This window comes from Pseudarthrobacter xylosi (assembly GCF_055412765.1).
The window spans coordinates 132,652-156,094 of the sequence record NZ_JBVAYT010000001.1 but is presented as its reverse complement, the minus strand read 5'-3'; the positions used below and the strand labels follow the sequence as shown (position 1 = coordinate 156,094).

Here is a 23,443-nt window from a genome sequence, read left to right as displayed (position 1 = left end):
CCCTCGCGCCCCTCCGCATATCCTGAACGAACGGTCGGTAAATAAATCGGACCAATCCAGGCAGGTGCATAGGAGCAACCATGGAAGCCAACGCCCCGCGTATCGCGGACCGCCAAGCCGCGGACAGCCAGGCCAAGGACAGCCGAGAGGCGGAAGGCCAGGCCAACTTTGACCGCGTGATCGCCGACGACTCCCGCATTGAACCAAAAGACTGGATGCCGGACGCCTACCGCAAGACCCTGCTGCGCCAGATTTCCCAGCACGCGCACTCGGAGATCATCGGGATGCAGCCGGAAGCCAACTGGATCTCAAGGGCCCCGAGCCTGAAGCGCAAGGCCATCCTGATGGCCAAGGTCCAGGACGAGGCCGGCCACGGGCTCTACCTCTATTCCGCCGCGGAGACGCTCGGTCAAACAAGAGACAAGATGATGGCCGATCTCATCGCCGGCAAGGCCCGCTACTCGTCCATCTTCAACTACCCGGCCCGCACCTGGGCGGACATGGGTGCCATCGGCTGGCTGGTGGACGGCGCCGCCATCTGCAACCAGGTGCCGCTGTGCCGCGCCTCCTACGGCCCCTACGGCCGCGCCATGGTGCGAGTCTGCAAGGAAGAATCGTTCCACCAGCGCCAGGGCTTCGAGATCCTGCTGGAACTCGCCCACGGCACCCCGGAGCAGAAGCAGATGGCGCAGGACGCCGTAAACCGCTGGTACGCGCCGGCCCTGATGATGTTCGGCCCGCCGGACGACGATTCGCCCAACTCCCGCCAGTCCATGGCCTGGAACATCAAGCGCTTCAGCAACGACGAACTCCGCAGCCGCTTCGTGGGAATGATGGTGGAGCAGGTCCGCGTGCTGGGCCTCACCCTCCCGGACAACGAGGTCCGCTTCAACGAGGACACCAAGAAGTGGGAGCACGGCCCGCTGGACTGGGACGAGTTCAAGGAAGTCCTGGCCGGCCGCGGCCCCTGCAACGCCCAGCGCCTGGAGCGCCGGAGGGAAGCGCACGACGACGGCGCCTGGGTCCGCGAGGCAGCCGCCGCTTATGCAGCAAAACAGTCAATGAAGACAAAGGAATACGCAGCATGATCCCCACCGACTCCCCAACCTCGCAAGCTCGGCCGGGGACCCCGGTCGGCGTGGCCCCAGCAAACAGTCCGGTGATTGAGCCTGTCGAAATCCCATCAACCACCGGATGGGGCCTCTGGGAGGTCTTTGTCCGGTCGAGTCGCGGGCTGTCCCACGTCCACGCGGGCTCCCTACACGCGCCGGATGCCGCCATGGCCCTGCGCAACGCCCGCGACCTTTACACCCGCCGTAACGAGGGCGTGTCCATCTGGGTGGTCCCGGCCGACGCCATCGCCGCCAGCGATCCGGACGCCAAGGGCTCGTTCTTCGAGTCCCCGCAAGGCAAGGACTACCGGCACGCCACGTATTACACCAAGAGCGAGGGAGTGAAGCACCTGTGAGCGAATCCAACGCATCGGCCACCCGCATCACCCCCGGCAACGCCCTGCGCCCGGAGGACATCGCCCTGGAGGTCCGCACCGGCCTGGCCAAGCCCACCGAGGACGTGGCCGAGTATTCGCTGCGCCTTGGCGACGACGGCCTGATTCTCGCGCAGCGGCTGGGCCACTGGATCTCCCGCGGCCCCGAGCTGGAGGAGGACGTGGCCCTGGGCAATATCGCGCTGGACCAGCTGGGCCACGCACGAAGCTTCCTCACGTACGCGGGCGGTGCCTGGGACAAGTCCGAGGACGATCTGGCGTACTTCCGGCGCGAGCATGAATTCCGGTCGGCCGCGATCTTTGAGCAACCCAACGGCGATTTCGCGGCCACCATCGCCCGGCAGTTCGTGGTGAGCTATTACCAGTTCGAGCTCTACCGCAGGCTCACGGAATCAACGGACGCCACGCTCGCTGCCATCGCGGCCAAGGCCGTGAAAGAAGTGGACTACCACCGGGACCACAGCGCCCAGTGGGTCCTCCGCCTCGCCGGCGGCACCGAGGAATCCCGCGCCCGGATGATCCAGGGCCTGAAGCAGATGTGGCCCTACGTCGCCGAGCTCTTCCAGGACGACGAGCTGACCGCCCGCCTGGCTGAAGCGGGCGCCGCCGTAGAGCCTTCCAGCCTGAAAGCGGACTTTGACCGCCTGACGGGAGAGATCCTCAGCGAAGCGGAGCTGGAGGTGCCGGACGTAGCGGTTGCTCCGGGCGGCGGCCGGCATGGCCTGCACTCAGAGCACCTGGGCTACCTCCTCGCGGAGATGCAGGTCCTGGCGCGCGAATACCCCGGAGCAAGCTGGTGACCGCGGTGGCCATCGCTGCACAGGAGCAGGCACAGGGGCAGACAAAAGAGCAGCAGCTGGCGTGGGACATCGCCGCCACGGTCTGCGATCCGGAGATCCCCGTGCTCACCATCGCGGACCTGGGAATCCTCCGCGACGTCCAGGTCGCAGGGCAACAGGTAAGAGTCACCATCACGCCCACGTACTCGGGCTGCCCGGCCATGGACGCCATCCGCGACGACCTGAAAGTAGCCTTCGCCAAAGAGGGCTACCCACATACAGAGGTGGACCTGGTGCTCGCCCCGGCCTGGACCACGGACTGGATGACCGAGGCCGGGAAGGCGAAGCTGCAGGAGTACGGCATCGCGCCGCCGTCGGGCATGGCAGCAGCCGGCGGCCACCACGGCCCCATCAGGCTCAAAATGGCCGTCAAATGCCCGCAGTGCTCCAGCCTGAACACCAAGGAGCTCACCCGCTTCGGTTCCACGTCCTGCAAGGCGCTGTACGTCTGCAAAGACTGCTTGGAACCGTTCGACTACTTCAAAGTCCTGTAAGGAAGCCCCATGCCTGTTGTGCGCCAGACCGCCGCCGAATCGGCGCTAGCCAGCGGCCGCCGTCGTCCGTCCTTCCACACCCTGACCGTGGCGGAGGTGCGCCGGCTGACCGAGGATGCCATCGAGGTGACGTTCGGAGTACCTGAAGAGCTGGCCGGCCAGTTCGACTACCTGCCCGGCCAGTACGTGGCCCTGCGCACCACGCTGCAGGATGAGAACGGCGAGCCGCATGAGGTGCGCCGCAGCTACTCCATCTGCGCGGAGCCGCGCAGCTTTCCGGACGGCAGCAGCGAGATCCGGGTGGCCGTGAAGCAGGACCTGGGCGGGCTGTTTTCCACGTGGGCCAACGCGGAGCTGAAGGCGGGGGACACCCTGGACGTTATGAGCCCCATGGGCGCGTTTGTGTCCAAGCACGGCCGGGACGGCCAGGCCGTGGAGCAGAACGTCATGAACTCCATGAACCACCCGGAGGAACTGGCGGGGGAGGCCGCCTCCCAGGGGGCGGGCACCTTTGTGGCCATCGCGGCGGGGAGCGGCATCACCCCGGTGATCGCGATCGCCCGCACGCTGCTGGCGGCCAACCCGGAGACGCGCTTTGACCTGATCTACGCCAACAAGGCCGCCATGGACGTGATGTTCCTGGAGGAGCTGGCGGACCTGAAGGACAGGTACCCGCAGCGGCTGGCCATCCACCACGTGCTGTCCCGCGAGCAGCGGATCGCGCCGCTGCTCAGCGGCAGGATCGACGCCGAGAAGCTCCAGCAGCTCCTCGGCACCGCCATCCACGCGGACGATGTGGACGAGTGGTTCCTGTGCGGGCCGTTTGAGCTGGTGCAGCTGTGCCGGGACACGCTGGCCGAGCGCGGGGTGAAGCCGGAGCACGTGCGGTTTGAGCTGTTCACCTCGGGCAAGCCGGACCGCCCGGAGGGCCATGCCGGCCGCCCCGTGGTGGTGGACGAATCCCAGGAGACGTACAAGATCACGTTCAAGCTGGACGGCCTGCAGGGCGAGGTGGCCAGCCCCACGCACGCCCGCGAGTCGATCCTGAACGCGGCGCTGCGGGTCCGGGCGGATGTGCCGTTCGCGTGCGCCGGGGGAGTGTGCGGCACGTGCCGCGCCAAACTGGTCACCGGCACCGTGACCATGGACGAAAACTACGCGCTGGAGCAGGATGAACTGGACAAGGGGTACGTCCTGACCTGCCAAAGCCACCCCACCAGCAAAGACGTAACAGTCGACTTCGACGTCTAAGGAACCCATGATCTCCCTCTCCATCGCCAACAACATTGCCGAAGTGGTCCTGGATGCGCCGTACAAGCTGAACTCGCTCGACGAGCAGGCGCTGGCTGATTTAACACAGGCGTACGACGACGCTGCTGCCGCCGCCTCGCGCGGTGAGGTGCGGGCGCTGCTGCTCAGGGGAGAGGGCCGCGCCTTCTGCGCGGGCCGGGACATTTCGGGCGTAACGCCGGAGACGGACGACGCCGAGGCGTACCTGGGCGGGCTGGTGCAGCCGCTGCTCAAGAAGATGAGTGAATTCCCGGCTCCCACGTTCGCCGCCGCGCATGGCGCGTGCCTGGGCGTGGGGCTGGGCCTGCTGCTGGCCACGGACGTGGTGTACGTGGCGGAGAACGCGAAGTTCGGCTCGCCGTTCGCCAAGCTGGGGGCGACGCTGGATTCGGGCGGGCACTGGTACTTTACCGAGCGGCTGGGCATGCACCGGACGCTGGACCTGATCTACACGGCCGAGCTGATGTCCGGGACGGAGGCCGTGGCGCAGGGGATGTTCAGCCGGGCGATGCCGGCGGATGAACTGTTGGCCAACACCCGGGAAATTGTGACGAAGGTGGCCACCGGGGCTACGGGTGCCTTCACGGCAAGCAAGGAGCTGGTGGCGCACATCCGCGACCAGCGGCTGGGCCTGTGGGACGCCATGGCCGAGGAGAACGCCGAGCAGGCCCGGCTCTGTAAAACCGATGATTATGCCGAAGGTTTCCGGGCGTTCCAGGAGAAACGTGAGCCCAAGTTCACCGGCACCGGTGGTTGAGCCTGTCGAAATCAATTGCACTTTTTCGCAATCAATTTGTAAGGTTCACCTATGACTATGGGGAAATCTATTACTAAAGCCGTCATTCCTGCTGCCGGCTTGGGGACGCGCTTCCTGCCCGCCACTAAGGCGATGCCGAAGGAAATGTTGCCGGTTGTTGACCGCCCGGCTATCCAGTACGTCGTGGAGGAAGCCGTCAAGGCTGGCCTCGACGACATCTTGATGATCACGGGGCGCAGCAAGCGTGCCCTCGAGGACCACTTCGACCGTGAACCCGGATTGGAGCGCGCGCTGGAGCTGAAGGGCGATCAGGGTCGCCTTGCCTTGGTGCATGAGGCGTCCGACTTGGGCCCCATCCACTACGTTCGCCAGGGCGAAGCCAAGGGCTTGGGCCATGCTGTGCTCTGTGCGCGTCAGCATGTGGGTGATGAGCCTTTCGCCGTACTGCTGGGCGACGACCTCATCGATGAGGCCGAGACCCTGCTCACCACCATGATCGAGGTGCAGCAGAAGACCGGTGGTTCGGTCATCGCGCTGATCGAGGTGGACCCCTCGCAGATCAGTGCGTACGGCTGCGCGGACATCACGGCCATTGAAGGCGAAGACTACGTACGCGTCAACAAACTGGTCGAGAAGCCGGCCATAGCCGAAGCGCCGTCCAACCTGGCCGTCATCGGCCGGTACGTGCTGCACCCGTCCGTCTTCGGCGTCCTGGAGAACACGGAACCTGGCCGCGGTGGAGAGATCCAGCTGACCGATGCCCTCCAGACTCTGGCAGCCGGTGAAGGCGATGGTTCCGGCGTCTACGGCGTGGTCTTCAAGGGCCGCCGCTTCGATACCGGCGACAAGCTGAGCTACCTCAAGGCAGTCATCACTCTGGCTTCCGAGCGCGTGGAGTTCGGCGAGGACCTGAAGACCTGGCTGAAGGCCTTTGTCGGCTAACTCCTGAAGCTTCTGTGACGCCCTACGGGCCTGCCGCTGACCAGCGACGGGCCTGTAGGCGTTTAAGGGCCGCAGTGACCAGGAGAGCGCCAATTACGGCCCCTCCAGTGTTTGTGACAAGATCCAGCGCACTCGCGAATCGATTGTTAAGAAAAAGCAGTTGGCCCAGCTCGATGCAGGCCGAGACAATCAGTCCAAACGCTCCGATCTGCCACCAGTTTCTTTTGGGATAGCCAAGCGCCGCCACGACACCAAGCGGAATGAACAGGAATACGTTGGCGGATGCCTCTACGAATTTGTAATTGACCCAGGCTGGAATTCCGTGCGCGTGGAGGAATTTCAGGAAGTCGGCGAGCTGGCCCTGCACCGGAGCATCAACCGGGCTGGGCCAAAAGGCAATCAGCCCCAGAGGGATCATCATTGCCAGCAGGACGGACCGCCAGAGTCCACGGCTCTTTAGGTATTTCAAGCAGTCCTCAGGCGGTTCTCAAAAGGGCAAGAGTGGCCGTTGCAAATGCCAACACGGCGAACAGCCCGAGTAGGACGTGGGGGAGTGCCCGGACGAAAGGAAAGGGGAGGGATAAGTCGAACTCCCATGGTGTTTGGCGCCAATGTCTCCCCATAGATCATAAATACCACAATGCCGGTGGCCGAGCCGGTCGCTGCGGTGGTTAAAACTGTCTCTTCGGTGGTTGAGCCTGGTTCTTCGGTGGTTGAGCCTGTCGAAACCTTAAACGCAGAGGGTGGGTGGTTCTCCGGTTTTCCCGGAGTACCACCCACCCTCTTTGGTGCTTGTAGGTGCTGCCGTTACGCTGCTGCCTCGGACTTGGCGCGGCGGCGAACTACAACTACAGATGCTGCACCAGCGGCAAGCGCGCCAGCGCCAACCAGGGTCCAGAGGATGAGGCCGGAGTCGGCACCGGTGTTGGCCAGGCCAGATCCGGTGTTTGCTAGCGGAGCGCCGCCACTGGTGTTGGCCAAGCCGGTGCCGCCAGCGGCGGGGCCTGCCACTGTGACGCTGCTGGTGACGGTCCTTCCTGAAGTTCCAACCGCGGTAAGGGTGTAGGTGCCAGCCTCTGAGAGGCTCAAGGGAAAGGAGACGTTTCCGTTTGCGTCAGCCGTTGCGGTGAACGTGGACGGTGCCAGCGGCAACGTGATCTTGGTCGGAACGGCCATGCTGGCCCCGCCCGAGAAGCTTCCGCCGATAGCCTGCGGAGCACCTGTCAGGGTGACCGTGATGGTCACGACTTCGAACGGCCCGAAGCCGCTCAGGGTGAACGTGAAGGTTTCGCCGGGTGCAACGGTGCCGTCAGAAACCGTGCCGCTGGGTGTTGGTGCCGGGTATGAAGCCGGTGCTACTGCCATGGCCGGCCCTGCGCCAACGAGAGCAATTGATCCTACGAGTGCGAGTGCTGCGAGTGTTTTTTTCATTGTTGTCCCCCCGGAGACTTTTAAGTTTTTGATTTATCCGATTGAGGAGGTTTCCTCGCCGCACGAGACCTGTGCAGAAAATCCGGATGTATATCCCAAAAAGAAGGTACCATTCCGCACGCGCTGTGAGCAACGTCAATCCAGACGGTTTACATAGTGTTAACGCGCCGTCTATAACTACTGCCCGCATTCCAAAGATTCTGTGGCCAGGATCACATCCTTGACGTTCTGAACGGTCGGCGTGACAACTACGTTAGGTTCGGTGTGCTGCACAATCTTGCCAAACGTGAATTCAACCGTGGTGCTTTGCCCTGGTGCCAACCTGACGGTCACGGATCCCACCGGTCTGTTGGCGTGCCTGTGTGCGGCAAAGCTTACTTTCTTGCCATTAACTATCGCAGCCTCCACATTTGCCTGGACCGGACCGTAGCCCACGATGTTTGTTTGCACAGACCCCGGCGGCACACCAAAGGAGCCGCCGCCCGTGACATAGTCCGGCAGGGACGTCGCGGCATCCGCAGGGGCAGTGTTGGTGCTTGTAATGCGGACCGTGGACTGTTCGTAGCCGTCCTTCGCGCATTCCTTCACCAGTTGGACAGTCCGCTTTACGTAGTAGTCCATCTTCGCGCCGGTGCCGTCATTGAAGTAGACGCCGAACTGAGCTGGAGACACACTGGGGCCATTGATCGACCCGCCGAGGCGGTACTCGCTGATGATGTTCTGTTCCTGGGTGGCTCCAGACCAGACGAGCACTCGCCCCTCTTCGGCTCCGCGAGTAAAGCCTTCAACTAAGCCCCTCGCGTTGCCTTTGCCGTTAGCCAGTGCGGCAAATATTTCCTGGGCTACGCCAGCGAAATATGCGTCCTGCCTCGTCGGCTGCTGGATCTTTGAGTACACGTCTGACAACAACGTCTGAACGACGTTGTGGCTGGACAGCTGTGTAGGAAGATTTCCTCGTGCCAGCGCTACGAGTTCAGGGTTTGTCAGCGTGACAGGACCAGTAGCATCCAGAATGTAACTGAGTGCCACCGGATCGATGGAAATGACTCCGCTTACCCTCTGTCCTGTTTTTCGCTCCCACATAGCCTGAGCTGTGGAAGCTGCCGTCGGGAAATCAGGGGTCAAATTAACGTCTTGCATGAACTTCCCCATGCGACCCGAGTAAATCCCAAGTTGCTCGGGGTCTGTGGGCACTAAAGGTGACATGATGCCGACTTCGGCTGCGCTGCTTTGGGCCCCCAAAGTCATCTTGCCGTTTTCTACAGTAAGTACTGCCAATGCTCCGGGAATTCCACCGGAGGCTCTAGCCTCTGCGTTGTTTTGTATCACGAGGAGGTAATCACGGCGAGATTCAGACCCGAGCATCGCCGGCAGGACCTGAGACGCAGAGGCGGCGGCATCGAGAGTTCCAGTTACCTCGTTGAGTTCGCCCTTGGCTCGATTTAGTGGCTCTGCTACTTGGGTTAGGAGCTTGCTTGAATCGATCTGGTCCAGGCGGTCCGCGGACGAACGAACCGCGTATGCGGCACTCGAGACACTCGGCGACGCAATTTTGAGTGGTTCCAGATTTGTCCCTGAACTGCTTGGCAGCAGGCTGTCCCAGTTAAGCGAACTAAAGACTTTCACAAGGGGTGTCAAGCCGAGAGTTGCCACATCGTCGGCGGAGCGGGCCACTTCGGATACGGCACTGAAGTTTGGCCCCGCTAGGGGCAATGTTGCGGCCAGATTCCAGAGCGGATCATTGGCAGCTTCTCGAGCCGCGGTTGTATGGAGACGAATCTGCTCGGCTGTCGCGGAGGCCTTGTCCGGGTTATTCTCCGTTATCTGACCCTTCAGAGTTGAGATCAATTCTGTCGAGGTGTTGAGCTCTGCATTTATTATTGACGCCCTAGTACCGAGCCACAGGGTGACGGTCGAGAGAAGAACAACAAGCGTCGACACCACCGATACGGTCAGAATAAGACGGCGCTTACGAGACGGCCTCGTTTGGTCCTTGCTCCTGCCGGAAACGACACGTAGAGGCTTGACGCGGTTCGGATCTGCCATTGCCTAAGGACGCCCCATGCCGCGATAGATCCATCCTGCAGAGCGCCACTTGACTGGGTCCAGAACGTTCCGTCCGTCAAGAATTCGAGGCGACGCGACCAAGCCGGAGAGCCCAAACGGATCGAGCTCGCGATACTCCCTCCATTCCGTCAGCAGAAGGACCGCGTCTGCGCCCTTGACTGCGACATCAGTGTCGGCTTCGTAGTGAAGTTCCGGGAACCGCTGTGCTGCATTCTGGAGTGCTTCGGGGTCGGTCACTGTAACGACCGCCCCTTGTAACTGGAGTTGGGCAGCGATACTCAGCGCGGGCGAATCCCGGACGTCATCACTTTCGGGTTTGAATGCAGCGCCTAGAACAGTAATTCGCTGTCCAAGCAATAGTCCACCACAGAGTTCGCGAGTCAGTTCCACTACTCTGGTTCGGCGACGCATGTTGATGGCATCCACCTCCCGCAGGAACGTCAATGCCTGGTCGGCACCGAGTTCACCAGCTCGCGCCATGAATGCGCGAATGTCTTTGGGTAGGCACCCACCTCCGAAGCCAATTCCAGCATTCAGAAATTTACGGCCGATACGATCGTCCATACCGATAGCATCGGCCAGGCTAGACACGTCCGCGCCTGCGGCTTCGCATACCTCTGCCATGGCATTGATGAAAGAGATCTTTGTGGCGAGAAACGAGTTGGCTGCAGTTTTCACGAGTTCGGCAGTCGGGTGGTCCGTGACAAGCCGCGGCGTGCCTTCCGAAAGTGGCGTGGAATAAACTTCATCCAACACGGCAACCGTGGGGTGATCTTCCGAGCCATCTTCAACTCCGTAGACGAACCTATCTGGATGCAGTGTGTCCGACACGGCGTGACCCTCCCGCAGAAACTCGGGATTCCAGACCAGATGCGCCTCAGGTTGATGGTCTTTGACAAGGCTCGATAGCCGTTGGGCTGTCCCGACTGGAACAGTGGACTTTCCAACGACGACATCGCCCGGCGACAAGAATGGGAGAAGGCCCGATACGGCCGCGTCCACGTAGGTCAGATCAGCTCCATTTTCTCCCTTTTTTTGTGGCGTACCCACACAGACGAAATGGACTGCGCTGCCTTCAGCCACGGACATGTCCGTACTGAAGGTTAGTCGTCCTGTGTCCTGGACCTCCCTAAGGAGGTCTTCCAATCCCGGTTCGTAAAACGGTGCCTTGGCAGCCGATAGCGCATCGATTTTTCGTTGATCCACATCAATGCCCACTACTTCATGGCCCAACTTGGCCATGCATGCTGCATGCACGGCTCCGAGATAACCGCAACCAATGACAGAAATTCGCATTGTCAATTCCTTCCCCCAGAGGGCGTTTATGCAAAGGTCGTAATTCTAGTAGGCACCGGTGCTGCGAAATACCGCGCGCACCGTTCGAAGCAAGATAACCAGATCCCCCGTGAGGGACCAGTTCTCCACGTAGTAAAGGTCGAGCCTGACGGAATCCTGCCACGAAAGATTGGAGCGACCGCTGACCTGCCATAATCCCGTGAGCCCGGGCCTAACCATGAGCCGTCTGCGGACATCATGCTCGTAAGCTTCAACTTCTAGAGGCAGCGGTGGTCGTGGTCCTACCAAGCTCATGGATCCGCCAAAAATGTTAAAAAGCTGAGGAAGTTCATCCAAGCTGTATCTGCGGAGTACGCTTCCCACCCGCGTAACTCGCGGATCGTTCCTAATTTTGAACAGGACTCCGCTGCCTTCGTTCATATGAGTGATGTGCTCGAGCTGCTTTTCAGCATCTACAACCATCGACCGAAACTTCAACATCCTGAAGTGCGATCCTTCGATGCCGACACGCTCCTGTTTGAAGAGGACGGGCCCCTTGCTGTCAATCCGAACCATCATGGCAACTACGGCCATAATGGGTGACGCGATGATGATTAGGAGTCCCGAAACAGCCACATCGAAGAGCCTCTTGGCCACGCGTTGACCTCCCTCAAGAGTCGGGGTCGTCACATGAATCAAAGGGAGCCCAGCCACTTGTTGCGTGTGTATTCGCGGACCGGCAATATCAGTGAGAGCTGGAGCCATGATCAATCCAATATTGCGCGAAGCAAGTTCCCACCCCAGGTGGCGAAGGGTCTGCGGGTGCAGTTGAACGCCAGCAGATACTGCAACAGCGTCCGCGCTGCAAAAGGTGATCGCGTCCAGTATTAGCTTCGGATCAGAGCTGGATCCCAAGACGGGAAGGCCAGATGCCGATGGGCGACTCTGCTGGTCCGTAGCACCGGGGGAGTAAGCAGCGACTGGCAAATAACCGGCATGCTTGGAACGCGCAAAAGACTCAGCCAGATGCGCGACAGCTCCTGGGCCGCCCAAAAGTAGCAGCCGCTGCATGCTCTTACCGCGTTGACGGTTCACGTTGAGGTGCTGACGCACGAGCCAGCGAGCAAGGAGTAGACCGCCGAGCCCTGCCGGTAGGGCAACCCCGACGTATCCACGGGCTGTATCAATCCGGAAAACGTAGGAAAAAATTGCGACGGCGCCAAAGAGCCAGAGCGAGGCCGCCGCGACACGCTTGTACTCGTCAGCGCCGCTGCCCAGCACCCGGTAGTTGCGGCTGGTCCATGCGCCGAGCATCAACCACCACGTAACGATCAGAACGGCGGAAAGCCATCCGTAGGTGGCTTCCTGCCCGGTGACGTTCAGGCCAGTGTCTATGCCGAACCGCACGACATACGCGCCAAGTACGGCCCAGGTTATGACAACTGCATCCACGACTCCGAGAAGGCGGGATAGTCGACCCCGCCAATCCACTTCTTGATTCAAAGCGCCCCCCATTAATTCGGCCGGGTCCGTCCACTGATGTACGGAACCCAGGTCTGGGCACCCTCGCCGCATCAGTTTCAGTTCTCTCGAGAATTGCGTCTGACGAAGCGGACGACAGCAAGTCATACAAGGCCTTGATAATCCTTGCAGGGCCTGTTGATAATAGTCCCCGATCCTTGCTAAGTGTGCAAATGTGTCAGTCTGAACCCGCAGTAAGAAACAAGAATTGAGCCGATATCGAGAGCTTGTCAAGGCTGCCGCAATAGTGTAACGAATGTCACATGTCCACGCCGGACTATGCTGCACCCTTGCCCTATATTTAAGGCATGGGCTGGGGACAATTTAAGAGTAAGAATTGACGGCACGAATGCGTCCGGTGGTGCATGTGACCGAAAGCTTTGGCGGGGGTGTGGCGGCCGCGATACGTGACTACTGCCGAAATTATCCTTCGGCCGAGCATCATCTTGTCTATGCGCCGAGAGATGACGCTCCGGTTGAAGAGTCGGATATCGCGGACTTCGCTTCGGTCACGAGACTCAGGTCGGGTCACGTCCGTCGTGTCAGTGACTTGCGCCGCTATTTCAGGCAGCACCCAACAGCAATCGTCCACGCTCATTCAAGTTTTGCCGGAGCCTACGTTCGCGCGGCGATTGTAAAAAGCGTTAGCCGGCCGATCATATACACGCCACACTGTTACGGCTTTGAGAGAAGAGATAGCAGCGCATCTCATCGCTTCGTATATTGGGCCATGGAATGGCTACTTTCCTTCAATACCACCGCGTTCGCAGCGTGTTCAAAAAGGGAGGAAGAACTATCTAATTGGCCACTGTCTTCAGCACGTAGCATTCACATTCCCAACGTAGCCTCAAAGGATCTTGACGGGCCTGGTGAACTGCAATTTCAAGATGTAGTAACGAGGGTGGTTGGTGCTGGCCGTCTGGGTCCTCAAAAGGATCCTACGTTTTTCCGGGACTGCATCATCGATCTTCGGAAAGCGGGATTTGATATAGACGCAGTCTGGATAGGGGGAGGCGACCCAGAGACAGAACGTATGCTCACGAAGGCCAATATTGAATTGACTGGCTGGCTGCCACGCAGCGGGGTCCTGGACCAACTCAAGGCAGCGGATGTCTACATTCATTCGGCGCAGTGGGAAGGATTTCCCATCGCCGTACTTGAGGCATCACACATCGGGGTGCCCATCGTCGCAAGAAATATCGCAGCCTTCAATGGTGTAGACATGCCACTGCTTATTGACTCGCCGGCCGACTTGGTGGAGGGGTGGCAGAGCCTCATCTCCTCCAGCTTTCGTAGGGACATGGTGAAACTAACGGCCGAAGCCTTGGCCGATTGCAACGACGAGGCCCAAGCGAGCGCCCTAGGGGATCTGTACCGAAGTCGGTAAGTACTCAGGACGCAGGCGCAGAACCCAGCGAGCAATATCCTCCAGCCCTTAGGCCGGGCCTTTGGGGTTGTCTCTCGTTTTGGGATCTTGGTTTGATCTCGGGCCATTTCATCGCGACAACCGGGTCCGTGTGTTTGACAATCTGCGGTGCACATTGTTTTGCCTCAGCCCGTTTTGGCGTTGGATACGCTGCTCTCCTCTTGCCTTCCTTAGGCGCCCTTCTTCGAGCAGCCCGTATGAAGAGGCTGCGGCAAAGAGGAGGGGGAGCCAGTATTGCTGCTGGTCGTAAAATGCCGATCCGAGAGCATAAACAATAATTGCAGCGACGATCGCCGCTTCAGCGGACTTTTCGCCAGTTGCCATCGCACGGACAATCCTGCCGAGTAAAAGCAAAGAAATTGCCATCATCGCAGTGACCAAAGCCAAGCCGCCCTGGTACCAAGCATGCAGGATGTAGTTGTGCACGACGGTTATGCCGTTGAAAGTTCCTTGGTTCGTGGGGTCCATTCCGACGCCAACAATGGGATCCTGCTGGATGTAGTCCCAGGCGAAGGCATATGTCTGCTGACGGATTCCTAGTGAAGCCACTCCGTCGCTTTCCCCCGTTACAACGTCGATTCGGTGACTAACTGGAGCGAGCAGGGTCGATGGGTCGAAGCCGATGGTCAGTGCGAGCACTACGACGCCCACGATGCATGCCGATCCGATATAGATGGTTCGGAGTCCTGCTCGACTGGCCGCGATCATCACGATAATCGCGGCGGCCAGTGAGAGCAGAGAGCTGAGGCTACCGGTCGAGATCAAGGCCGCAAGATTAATGACTCCGCAAAAAGTGAGTAATGCACGGGTCCTTGCGCTAACAGAGCGATAGATCGCAATACCCAGAACGATCGAGATCACGCACATAAGGCCCTGTACGTTCGGATGCCCGGCGAGGCCGTTCGCTCGTCCGCTGTTCGCACTGGCGCCAAGAACAGACATGCCTGCAAGTTGAGCCAGAGCTGCAATCGCGGATATGGCCTGGACGAGCAGGAAGGCAACCGCTGCTCGAGCGGCAAACATTTTAGACTGAAGAAAGTAATACCTCAGCACGAATGGTGTCACGCCCACAAGGACAGCTAGTGCCGCAGCCGTCCGCAGACTAGCAGACATATTGCTTGAAGTGCCCGATATAGCCCCCGCGACAAGAATGCATGCCGCGGCACATATCCACACTGCCGCCCCAGGGAGGGAACGCGCCCGTCCGAAAACAAGTGAGACAGCCAAGAGAATAAGAATCGTCTCCGGTAGCCACGACATTCCTGATTCCGCAACGAAACGGTAAATCGGGACAATCGCAGCAACAAGGATCCAAGCCGTTGATCCCAGCGTAGTGTCACCGCGGCCTGCAACAGCTACACCGGGACGAGCCTTAGGATTCCGCTCTCTAAGCAAACTCCTTGCCTGCAGATGTGTTGATGAGTGACGGGGCCTCAATGTCATTGCATTCCTACTGTAATGGTTCAGCGAATTTTATTAGCGACCAGGCGCACTGATCGTACTACATCCTTAATGAAAGGGAATGCGAAGTACGCTAGAGTCCCGTAAATAGAAATGCCTACGAATCCAGAAGCAATTGCAAGCCATTCGGATTGCACTAGTGTCGACACAAGAAGGCCGATGCCGACAATCGGGATAACGCACAGAAAAATTGATGCCACGCCATTCTTGGCGAGCGAGGCCATCTCTGTTTCTGTGACTTTGCCGCACCACCAAAGGGAAATTATCCAATTAATGAAATATCCCAGGGAGTGACCAATAGCGACTCCGAGAGCGCCCCAGGGCAGGCCCGCGAGCATTATTGCGATTATCAATGGCTGAGACACTAGGTAAAATCGGAATTGCGCGCCGGTTTTGTTCTTGGCTAGAAAAATCCAAAACGTAATTTGGTTCAATCCTCTGAATACGCCGCCGACGGCCAACGCCTGCAGGATGGGAGCCATCCCGATCCACGCGCTTCCGAAAACTATCTCGACTAATGGGAAAGCAAATCCGCAGGCAACCCCATATATGATGCCGAGGCCCACGCCACCCACCAATTGGCCCTGGATCAGGAATCGTTGGAATCTGTCTCGGTCATCCACGATTCTGGTCAGAACAGGAACGGCAACTCGGGTCAGCGGCGCAGCCAGCTGGCTGAGCGGTAGCATGAGGAGCTGGTAGGCCCGCCCATATATACCCAAAACTGACGGTCCCCACACATATCCCAGTGACAGGTTGTCGACATTCTTGGTCACATAGGCGACAGCTTGGGAACCAAAGACTCCCACACCGAAACCGAGAACTTCCCTGATGGAAGCCCGGCGTGAAGGCCATCCGGGCCACCACCCGGCGAGACTGCACGCCATGATGGCGGCCACGAGGCTGGTAACGATCTGCTGAGCAACCAAGACCCAGTAGTCGGCTCCGAAGATGACCGCATAGGTGAGTGCGCCGACGAGGCCGGCAATCACCGGAGTGGTATCAACAATCGCCAATCTCTTGAACATCAACCTCTGATTGATACGTGCCCGGAATTGAGTGGAAAAGCCAGACAAAACAAACGTCAGAGACAGAGCGACAACAATTTCATGAAGTTTAGGTTGGGAAAATACCGCGGCCACGGGCGAGGCCAGGAGATATCCGCCTCCGGCCAAAAATATTCCGAACAGCGTATTGATCCAAAATAGGTTCGACATTTGGCCTTGAGAGAGGCTAATTGACCGTGCCGAGGCCATTGACAGGCCGAAGTCGCGGAAGAGTTCACCCAACGCCACTACGCTCATGACGATTGCCACGAGACCGAAGTCCTCGGGGGACAGTATGCGTGCCAGAACAACCGTGGAAGCGAGCAAGACCACCAGGCGCACTAACTGCCCGGTGATTGTCGCGGATGCCCCTCTTACCGCTTGTCGGCCAAGTTTTTGGCCACTGGCGGAGATCTCATCAGTTGTCATGCCAATAGTCCTATTCCGTTGACAGGCTTGGTTTCTTCTCTGGGTGGGGCCCGATGGCCTATCTATTGCTGGTTTGCTCTACGAGCGCGGCAGTCGTTCGGTGCAGTTGGTGGCGGGCCGCATCGACGGCCGACGAGAGGTTCGCTTGGAGCTGACTTAGCTTGGTTTGGTCAAGTGAGGGCAGGGTGTTTCCCGGTGCGCCTTCAAATTCCCCAACCCAGTCAAGGTCCACGACTCGAAAGTGTCTTAGGATTTTTCCCTTTGAAGAAGGGACCCAGCCGAGCGGGATGGCACCTTCGGTGGCGGCGACTATGAGGCCGTGCAGCCGATCGCCGATAACGATGGCGGTCTTGGCATAGAGAATACGGGCCGCGTCTTCCTGGACGGAGTGATCCTCATGATCCCACGTCACAACGTCGGCGGACAACGCCTCAGCGATTTCCAGCGCCCGTTGGTTGTCACGCCTAACCTGCACAACCACTGTGGGGCGCAAGTTGTACTGCGTCGCTAGCCCTCGAACCCAGTCAATCCATTCGTCTGAGGGCACTGGCCGGTCTCCGCGAAGGACGACCGCGAGCCTGTCCCGATCGGACGGCACGGCCCATTCCGCTACCGGTGTGCCGAGGGCAAACGCCCAGTCTGGTGCTGTGCCACGTTTCGCGACGTGGAGTTCAGACGCATGGTCGCGCCACCGTACAAAGACACTCGAGAATGCAACGGCCTTGTAAGAAAGGACAAGTGCGGGATGCGTGTTCGGGACGCCGGCCCCAACCCAGAGACCTCCACCGCCCCGAAGCCGACAAACACCCGTGAGCAAGGCGAGAGAAGTCAGACGTGCTGCACCCTTTCGAGAAACTGGTACCTCGCCGGCGTTCATGGCAACAAATGTCCGTCTGACCAAGGCGCTCCGCATTGCATTCCAGTACCACGAAGCAAATGATCTCTTCTGGGAGTCCCCTTCTGCAAGTCCCAAGCCCGTGATGAATCCCGGCGATGCGGGCCCAGTCCAGACACTAAGCGAGCCGACCTGGCGTAATGCGTTGAGGTAGCCCCTTCGCAGGAGGGAATCCCCGATATTGTCGTCCTGCCCCGTCGCCCAGACATGAACAGCAACTGCCTGTGATTCACCCCCGACGTGCTTCTTATACTCAGTGGCTGTCAATTCCACGTTGGTGTCCATTCCTAGTTTCGCTTCCACGGACGTCCCTTCAATTTCTTCAGCGCAAACATCGGATTTTTCCCAATCCACGTAAGGATCGACTTCGCCGCATGGAAACGTCGACCCGACGACCAATGCGAGCGGGCCACCCGCACGAGAGCCGCCATTTCGCGCTCTTTCGGCGTCATGACAGCAATGGCGAGTCCAAGATGGCTTGCATAATGCTGACGGATGCTTTCTTTGGCTTCGATGGCGTCAATCGCGGACACCACTGACTTTCCACCTGCCAGACTGTAGCGGCATGTTGGTTCATTGCGCACCGATATGGCGCCCACCATCGACAGGCGAATAAGCATTTCGTAGTCTTCGGCGAAACGGGGCTTCAGGGCTTCGGGTTTGATATTTTGAGAGCTCTCATATGCAGAGCGGCGGACGACGGCTGCGCACGGGGGCCAGGGGCCATGGCCCACAACCAAGAGGGATTCTGTGTTCACGGGACTGAACCGGATCGGAAAGGGGCGTTCCTCCCCAGTGGTTGTGAGCCCGACGACTGTGCCTGCTGCCACAGCTAGCGTTGGATCTTTTTCCATCAATTCAAGGGAATGTTTCACTCCCGCCGGAATGAGTTCGTCATCCGCGTCGAGGAATACGATGTATTCAGCTGAGGCCGCGCGGGCTCCGGCACTCCTCGCCCGAGCTGCGCCGGCATTCGCTTGGCGAATGCATACCGCCCCCGCGTGTTCCGCCACGTCTGCCGTTCCGTCATCCGAACCATCATCAACGACAATGATTTCTTTGGCGCCGCTGTCCCGTGCCGAGATTATTGCCGTGCGGATTGTTTCCTTCGCTCGGAAAGCCGGGATTACGACCGCCAGTCTCAGATTTTCGGGGGAGTCAGGCGTACTCATGGCGTTGCCTCCTGAAGGCGTGAAGATGCGCGGATATCGCTAATGAGCTTGCCCCGCGCTGCTAGTGCTTGTGCTCGAGACTCCGCCAGGCGCTGGTCGTATTCCCGACGGCGCTCCGGGTTGTTCAACAAGTCGGTGACCAGAGCCTCTACGTGTTCGACGTCAAACGAGTTGACGTTGAACACGTAATCCGGGAGTCCAAGATCGTCGAACGCACCAAAACCCTTGCGTTCATATGCAAGATGAACGACCCAATGCCCAGCGTTAATGGCCATCAGCGCGGCGTGCAACCGGACAGCGACCACTACTCTTCTGGGACCGTCTGTGCCCATTAGCTCGGTGCGAGGAAGCGTAGTGAGCGGTTCAAGCGAAGCCATTGCCGCTGTGTCGTCATTGCCAGCTCCGCGGCTTTGGACGTAGCCATCGAATGCTGGCAGCGCGGCCGCCAGCTTACGAACGGGATCGCTAATCGACCCCCGGACAGCGCGCACACTTAGAACGGGGGCCGGAGCCACATCCACGTGTTCGCGGGGCTGCCGGTGGCCGCTCATGATCGCGAGGTCGTGAATTCTGACGGAGTTATCGAGCCCGAGCTCGCTTACGCTTCTGTCATCCCGAAGGTATATTTTCCCGATTTTCCTCAGCAGCACTCTCAGGACCGGGAGGCTTCCAAAACGAAGTGGGCCGATGCTTTGCGGAAGGTAAATTGACGGCACCCGGGATTTACTTGCGCGCAGCAACTGGTAGCCATGAGTTGCCAGCATTTTCACGGCTTCCACGGGATGACCCGCTCGAATGTATCCACCACCGACCCCAACGACGAGGCCATAGGACGAAATAGATCCTAAGGCAGCTCTAAATTCTCGTGAAAACCCTCGTATGCTCGGCGCCGCATCGATGATGCGGACTCCGGGAATGTTGAACGTCGAGGGATGCAGTGCTGCCACAGTTATCTCGGGGTTGGGCAGTGCTTCGAGGAGCAGCCCGACGGTTTCCTCCACGAGCAGGCCATCTCCGGCGTTTGTTGCGCTGTATGCGTGGAGGACCAAGACTTTCATTTTTTGGCCAATCGTTCGTAGGATTCCAGGTGGCGGTCGAGGCTCTTGGACCAAGTGAATTGAGAAGCCCAGGCTTGACCTACGGGTTTTACGGATTCTTGCCAAGCCGTGTCGGAGAGGGCTTGCTCGAGACTGTGGGCTATCCCGGACGCGTCCAGCGATTCGATCTCCCACGCGGGTCCGGCCACCTCGGCAAGGGAGCCTCTTCGCGAGGTTGCGACCGGCGTTCCTGCTGCCATGGCTTCGAGGACCGGAAAGCCGAACCCTTCATAGAGACTCGGAAATACAAATATGGCGCATTTTTGCATTAGCGCGATTCGGTCCTCGTTGCTGACGAACCCGACGTAAGTAACGTTCTGTGCGGCGTTTATGGCCTGCATGGCTTCGTCGAAATTCCAGGCTGGCCGTCCAGCGATAACCAATTGAAGCCCAAGAGATTGCATTTCCGGCGTTTGAAAAGCCTGGACAAGTTCTAAAATGTTCTTCCGGGGCTCTATATTTCCCAAGTAGAGGGCAAAATTTGCCGGTATTTGTGCCGCGGTCTCGGCCGAAAGCGAGGCTCGGGCGGCGAAAGTCGCGCTGTCGATCCCGTGATGAATTACCTTGATCGAGTCTCTAGGAACGGCGAAAACCTCTGAAATGTCATCCGCAGAGGATTCGGAAACAGTGATCACTTCGTCGGAGCACTGTATGGCCTTCTTGACGCGAAAGCGCCATTGCGCCTCTTGTCGAGGATTTCTTGCGACAGACGTCCAACGGCTAGCCACGCCGTGTACCGTCACCACGGATGGGACCCGCGACCGAATCAACGGGCCAGTATCAGCAGAGTAGTGCAGTACTGAAGATGCGCGTGGAACAAGGCCCCATAAGGTTTCGACAAACATAGTTGCGAGTGGGTGCGGTCCGCTAGGGATCGTTCCGGTTTCGATGCCGCGCTCTGAGAGCCCGGCCTGAAGCTCGCGAGCATACGTCGTGTTGCCGCCGACGTGGCGGTTGATAATCCTATCGGGAAAAAGGACCTTCATTGTGACCCCCTGGGTTCTATTGATTCCGACTGTTCCCTTGTTGCCAGAACAGATTGCCTTGACAGCCGGCAAGCTCGATCCGGTTGGTGCCGTGATTGGATGCGACACGAGGACGGGTTTTTCGAACTCCTGGGCCGAAGCTAGTCGCATTACGCTGACCTCGGATGCCAGTTTTCACTTATGGGCAAGAGAGATACGTCGCTAGTGGTCGCGGACAGACCGACGAACAACAGGTCGCGAAATTGACTACTGGTGGTCTGCAGGAACGCGTGGAAGCGTTCGTGAGGGGCGCCGCGAAGGCTGCTGTTCCGGAGCTAAGGTCGGTAGCTCCGGAGCAGCCCGGGGGGATTGACGTGGAGACACGCTTTCAACTTTGGATTCAGGGCGGTCGGCCTGGGTGTAGTAGCTGTATGCGTAAGCATCGGGACCCTTGACGGGAAGGCGGTTGAGAACGATGCCCAGCACATTGGCGCCGACCAAATCAAGAGCATTCAGGGACTTTTCCAAGTCGCGACGATGAACTTTCTCTGTGCCAACCACTACGACTACCCCTCCCACGTGCTGCGAGAGCACCGCGGCATCAGTTACCGGAAGAAGTGGGGGAGCATCAATAATTACCGTGTCAAAGGCCTCCTCGAGGCTCCTCAACAGCTCGCTCATGCCTTGGGAGCCAAGCAGTTCACTAGGGTTCGGCGGGATCTGGCCGGAAGTGAGCACGCAAAGGTTCCCGTCACCCCACACCTGCAGGAGGTCATTTACATCGGCGTCGCCGACCAATGCAGTCGTCAGACCGGCGTTTCTGTCCAGACCTAGGTATTCGTTGATCATCGGTCGCCGCAGATCCGCGTCGACCAGGCAGACCGACTGCCCTGCCTGGGCTAGCGCGATGGCAAGGTTAGTCGCAGTCGTACTCTTGCCTTCTCCAGGAAGCGAAGAGGATACAAGAACTGACTTAGCCCGCCCCGAAACAAACGCAAACTGAAGGTTTGTTCTGAGCTGGCGGAATGACTCCGCCCGCGGGCTCTGGTGTCGGGCTTGCGTTAGAAGAGGCCTTTTTGTTGCGTCCTGATCGAAGGTGATTCCACCCAAAAGTGGAGCGTCCGTGATCTCTCTGAGGTCAGCTTCGCCGCGAATTCGATCGTCAAGTTTCGTTTTTAGGAGCGCTACTCCTAGTCCAACTAGTGCCCCACCGAGCAGCCCAAGCAACAGATTGAGGCGTGTGTTGGGCGCTGATGGCGACGCCGGCGCCACCGCGGGTGTAATGATTGAGAGACCAACGGGGGACATTCCGCCAGTCTTTGGCTTCTCAAGCGTTTCAACGGCTTTCACCAAGCTGTTCGCGATGGCTTCGGCAATGGCCGCGGCCTGAACTGGTGAGGTGTCTCCTACGGAGATAGTGATGAGAACCGTATTGATTTCTGTGCTTGCCTCGACTTTTTTGGCAAGTTCGTCGGACGTGATGTCTAGACCCAGGGCATCAATTGCTGGTTGGAGGACGACAGGCGTCCGGATAGTTTTCACATATGACTGAACTCGCGCCTGGCTAAAAGTATTGCCCTGCTGCATCTCTTGGACGGAACCGGAATTTTGGATGGCAACAAAGAGTTGAGTGTCGGCTTTGTAGGTGGGCTTCACTAGTACGGAAGCTGCACCGCCAATAAGCAAACCGGCCAACGTCGCGGCTACAACTACGATCCAGTGGCGCCGTAATACGCGCAGATAGTCGTGAAGATCCAAGCCGGTTCCCCCTGTATAGATGCCTGGAGTCTGCCGACGGCATGCACCAGAACGGCAATATTCTTATGGTCATCCACATCATAGCGTCTGGCTGGGACGGTCTAATGATGTGCGGCCGTACATTACCGAGGCTCGTAAAGTGGACTCATGCGGTCGCTATCCAGACGGAGTTATTCACCGATGCTCGGTACGTCCTCAGTTGATTTGCCGCGAAGCTCTGTCGCCTATCAAGGTCCTCGATTACAAGGAATGTGTGTGTTTGGCGCTCCGGCGTTGGCCGCATCTGCTTGACAATGACACAAGGTCAATGATGGCGATCGCTCGGACTAGCAGGATGACGTGGAAGTTATCCCGCCGGGGCGATTTGTTGCACCTTGCGGATGGCACGTAGCTGTTCGGGCAATTCCCGCCATGAATGCTGGCTCACTTCCAAAGTGATGTAGGCAGAGGATCTTTGATCGGATCGACCACTGCCTGAAGTTCGTCGACACGCCTTCCCGCTGAGCCCAGGGGTGACCGTGTGGGTGGATATTGATGCGGCCGCATTTTTTGAGCTTCGTGCCGAGCTCCAGAAGCAGTTCTTATGCCCAAGTCTTCTGGTCATATCGCCCGCTTCGTCAGACGGCCTGCGACGGATCCACGGAAATCGTTGCCTTCGATTGGGTAAGACCTAGGCTTTGCGGTGCAGACGGATGGGAGCTGCTGGTCCCATCGGTCCGAGGGAGCTCAAGGGCAGAGAACGCGTGAACTGGATGCGGAAATTCAGCGGTTTGCCGAGGACGTTCGCGAAGGCAGGCTGAGTTCTTGCAAGCACGGAAAAGGACTTTTGCGCTCATGAATAATAGGGTGTTTGACGTCGTCGGAACCGCCGCGATTGTCAACTACCCCGAGATGGCGGTTCTCTGCGGCTGTCGAGTCATCGACAAGCCGTGGGCGGTAGATGGTGACTTGGCAGTGTAGAAAATCACGAAGCTGACTCTGACGTTCGATCATCTGGTACGTGATCGAGGAGCAGCCGACGCGTTCAAAGGTTCATGGCGGGCGGCAGAGTGCGACCGGAGTCACGACTTA

At 59.0% G+C, this 23,443-nt stretch carries 20 protein-coding genes; 8 read left to right on the top strand and 12 right to left on the bottom strand.

Annotated elements, in window-relative coordinates:
- Positions 1 to 80: 80 nt before the first annotated feature.
- From paaA to galU, 7 genes are read left to right on the top strand one after another with little or no spacing between them, the layout of a single operon-like run.
- Positions 81 to 1,088: a 1,2-phenylacetyl-CoA epoxidase subunit PaaA gene (paaA, locus tag ACZY1F_RS00710; protein ID WP_463939753.1), complete on the top strand. Its 1,008-nt coding sequence runs from the start codon at positions 81 to 83 to the stop codon at positions 1,086 to 1,088.
- Positions 1,085 to 1,468, top strand: a complete 384-nt coding sequence (paaB, locus tag ACZY1F_RS00705; RefSeq protein ID WP_463939752.1) for a 1,2-phenylacetyl-CoA epoxidase subunit PaaB — start codon at positions 1,085 to 1,087, stop codon at positions 1,466 to 1,468. Before paaA ends, paaB begins: the two co-directional genes overlap by 4 nt.
- Positions 1,465 to 2,307 carry a 1,2-phenylacetyl-CoA epoxidase subunit PaaC gene (paaC, locus tag ACZY1F_RS00700; protein WP_463939751.1) on the top strand — a complete coding sequence of 281 codons (843 nt, stop codon included), beginning with the start codon at positions 1,465 to 1,467 and terminating at the stop codon, positions 2,305 to 2,307. The genes paaB and paaC overlap by 4 nt, the downstream gene beginning before the upstream one ends.
- Positions 2,304 to 2,840, top strand: a complete 537-nt coding sequence (paaD, locus tag ACZY1F_RS00695; RefSeq protein ID WP_463939750.1) for a 1,2-phenylacetyl-CoA epoxidase subunit PaaD — start codon at positions 2,304 to 2,306, stop codon at positions 2,838 to 2,840. The genes paaC and paaD overlap by 4 nt, the downstream gene beginning before the upstream one ends.
- Positions 2,841 to 2,849: 9 nt before the next feature.
- On the top strand, positions 2,850 to 4,091 hold the full coding sequence (paaE, locus tag ACZY1F_RS00690; RefSeq protein WP_463939749.1) for a 1,2-phenylacetyl-CoA epoxidase subunit PaaE: 1,242 nt from the start codon (positions 2,850 to 2,852) through the stop codon (positions 4,089 to 4,091).
- Between the two features lie 7 nt (positions 4,092 to 4,098).
- Positions 4,099 to 4,887, top strand: a complete 789-nt coding sequence (locus tag ACZY1F_RS00685) for an enoyl-CoA hydratase/isomerase family protein (RefSeq protein WP_463939748.1) — start codon at positions 4,099 to 4,101, stop codon at positions 4,885 to 4,887.
- 51 nt (positions 4,888 to 4,938) lie between these two features.
- Complete coding sequence (gene galU, locus ACZY1F_RS00680; RefSeq protein ID WP_463939746.1) at positions 4,939 to 5,829, top strand: UTP--glucose-1-phosphate uridylyltransferase GalU; 891 nt, start codon at positions 4,939 to 4,941, stop codon at positions 5,827 to 5,829.
- A gap of 22 nt (positions 5,830 to 5,851) precedes the next feature.
- On the opposite strand, the gene ACZY1F_RS00675 is transcribed toward galU, so the two are convergent.
- The 5 genes from ACZY1F_RS00675 to ACZY1F_RS00655 all read right to left on the bottom strand — a co-directional run bounded on the left by ACZY1F_RS00675 (position 5,852) and on the right by ACZY1F_RS00655 (position 12,105).
- On the bottom strand, positions 5,852 to 6,298 hold the full coding sequence (locus ACZY1F_RS00675; RefSeq protein WP_463939745.1) for a VanZ family protein: 447 nt from the start codon (positions 6,296 to 6,298) through the stop codon (positions 5,852 to 5,854).
- A gap of 338 nt (positions 6,299 to 6,636) precedes the next feature.
- Positions 6,637 to 7,260, bottom strand: coding sequence for an LPXTG cell wall anchor domain-containing protein (locus ACZY1F_RS00670; protein ID WP_463939744.1), 624 nt, complete (start codon positions 7,258 to 7,260; stop codon positions 6,637 to 6,639).
- 177 nt (positions 7,261 to 7,437) lie between these two features.
- A complete protein-coding gene (locus tag ACZY1F_RS00665) occupies positions 7,438 to 9,306 on the bottom strand; it encodes a DUF4012 domain-containing protein (RefSeq protein WP_463939743.1) in 1,869 nt (622 codons plus the stop codon).
- Between the two features lie 3 nt (positions 9,307 to 9,309).
- Positions 9,310 to 10,623 carry a UDP-glucose dehydrogenase family protein gene (locus ACZY1F_RS00660; protein ID WP_463939741.1) on the bottom strand — a complete coding sequence of 438 codons (1,314 nt, stop codon included), beginning with the start codon at positions 10,621 to 10,623 and terminating at the stop codon, positions 9,310 to 9,312.
- A gap of 45 nt (positions 10,624 to 10,668) precedes the next feature.
- Positions 10,669 to 12,105: a sugar transferase gene (locus tag ACZY1F_RS00655; RefSeq protein WP_463939740.1), complete on the bottom strand. Its 1,437-nt coding sequence runs from the start codon at positions 12,103 to 12,105 to the stop codon at positions 10,669 to 10,671.
- A 355-nt stretch (positions 12,106 to 12,460) separates the two neighbouring features.
- Between ACZY1F_RS00655 and ACZY1F_RS00650 the strand changes: the two genes are divergently transcribed.
- A complete protein-coding gene (locus ACZY1F_RS00650; RefSeq protein WP_463939739.1) occupies positions 12,461 to 13,510 on the top strand; it encodes a glycosyltransferase in 1,050 nt (349 codons plus the stop codon).
- 108 nt (positions 13,511 to 13,618) lie between these two features.
- On the opposite strand, the gene ACZY1F_RS00645 is transcribed toward ACZY1F_RS00650, so the two are convergent.
- The 7 genes from ACZY1F_RS00645 to ACZY1F_RS00615 form a co-directional block, all read right to left on the bottom strand.
- Positions 13,619 to 14,614: an O-antigen ligase family protein gene (locus tag ACZY1F_RS00645; protein ID WP_463939738.1), complete on the bottom strand. Its 996-nt coding sequence runs from the start codon at positions 14,612 to 14,614 to the stop codon at positions 13,619 to 13,621.
- A 398-nt stretch (positions 14,615 to 15,012) separates the two neighbouring features.
- A complete protein-coding gene (locus ACZY1F_RS00640) occupies positions 15,013 to 16,485 on the bottom strand; it encodes a lipopolysaccharide biosynthesis protein (RefSeq protein WP_463939737.1) in 1,473 nt (490 codons plus the stop codon).
- A 58-nt stretch (positions 16,486 to 16,543) separates the two neighbouring features.
- Positions 16,544 to 17,683, bottom strand: a complete 1,140-nt coding sequence (locus ACZY1F_RS00635) for a hypothetical protein (protein ID WP_463939736.1) — start codon at positions 17,681 to 17,683, stop codon at positions 16,544 to 16,546.
- Positions 17,668 to 18,552, bottom strand: a complete 885-nt coding sequence (locus ACZY1F_RS00630) for a glycosyltransferase family 2 protein (protein WP_463939735.1) — start codon at positions 18,550 to 18,552, stop codon at positions 17,668 to 17,670. Before ACZY1F_RS00630 ends, ACZY1F_RS00635 begins: the two co-directional genes overlap by 16 nt.
- A complete protein-coding gene (locus ACZY1F_RS00625) occupies positions 18,549 to 19,610 on the bottom strand; it encodes a polysaccharide pyruvyl transferase family protein (protein WP_463939734.1) in 1,062 nt (353 codons plus the stop codon). The genes ACZY1F_RS00630 and ACZY1F_RS00625 overlap by 4 nt, the downstream gene beginning before the upstream one ends.
- Positions 19,607 to 20,635, bottom strand: coding sequence for a glycosyltransferase family 4 protein (locus tag ACZY1F_RS00620; RefSeq protein WP_463939733.1), 1,029 nt, complete (start codon positions 20,633 to 20,635; stop codon positions 19,607 to 19,609). The genes ACZY1F_RS00625 and ACZY1F_RS00620 overlap by 4 nt, the downstream gene beginning before the upstream one ends.
- Before the next feature lie 246 nt (positions 20,636 to 20,881).
- Positions 20,882 to 22,372, bottom strand: a complete 1,491-nt coding sequence (locus ACZY1F_RS00615) for a tyrosine-protein kinase domain-containing protein (protein ID WP_463939732.1) — start codon at positions 22,370 to 22,372, stop codon at positions 20,882 to 20,884.
- Positions 22,373 to 23,443: the final 1,071 nt, after the last annotated feature.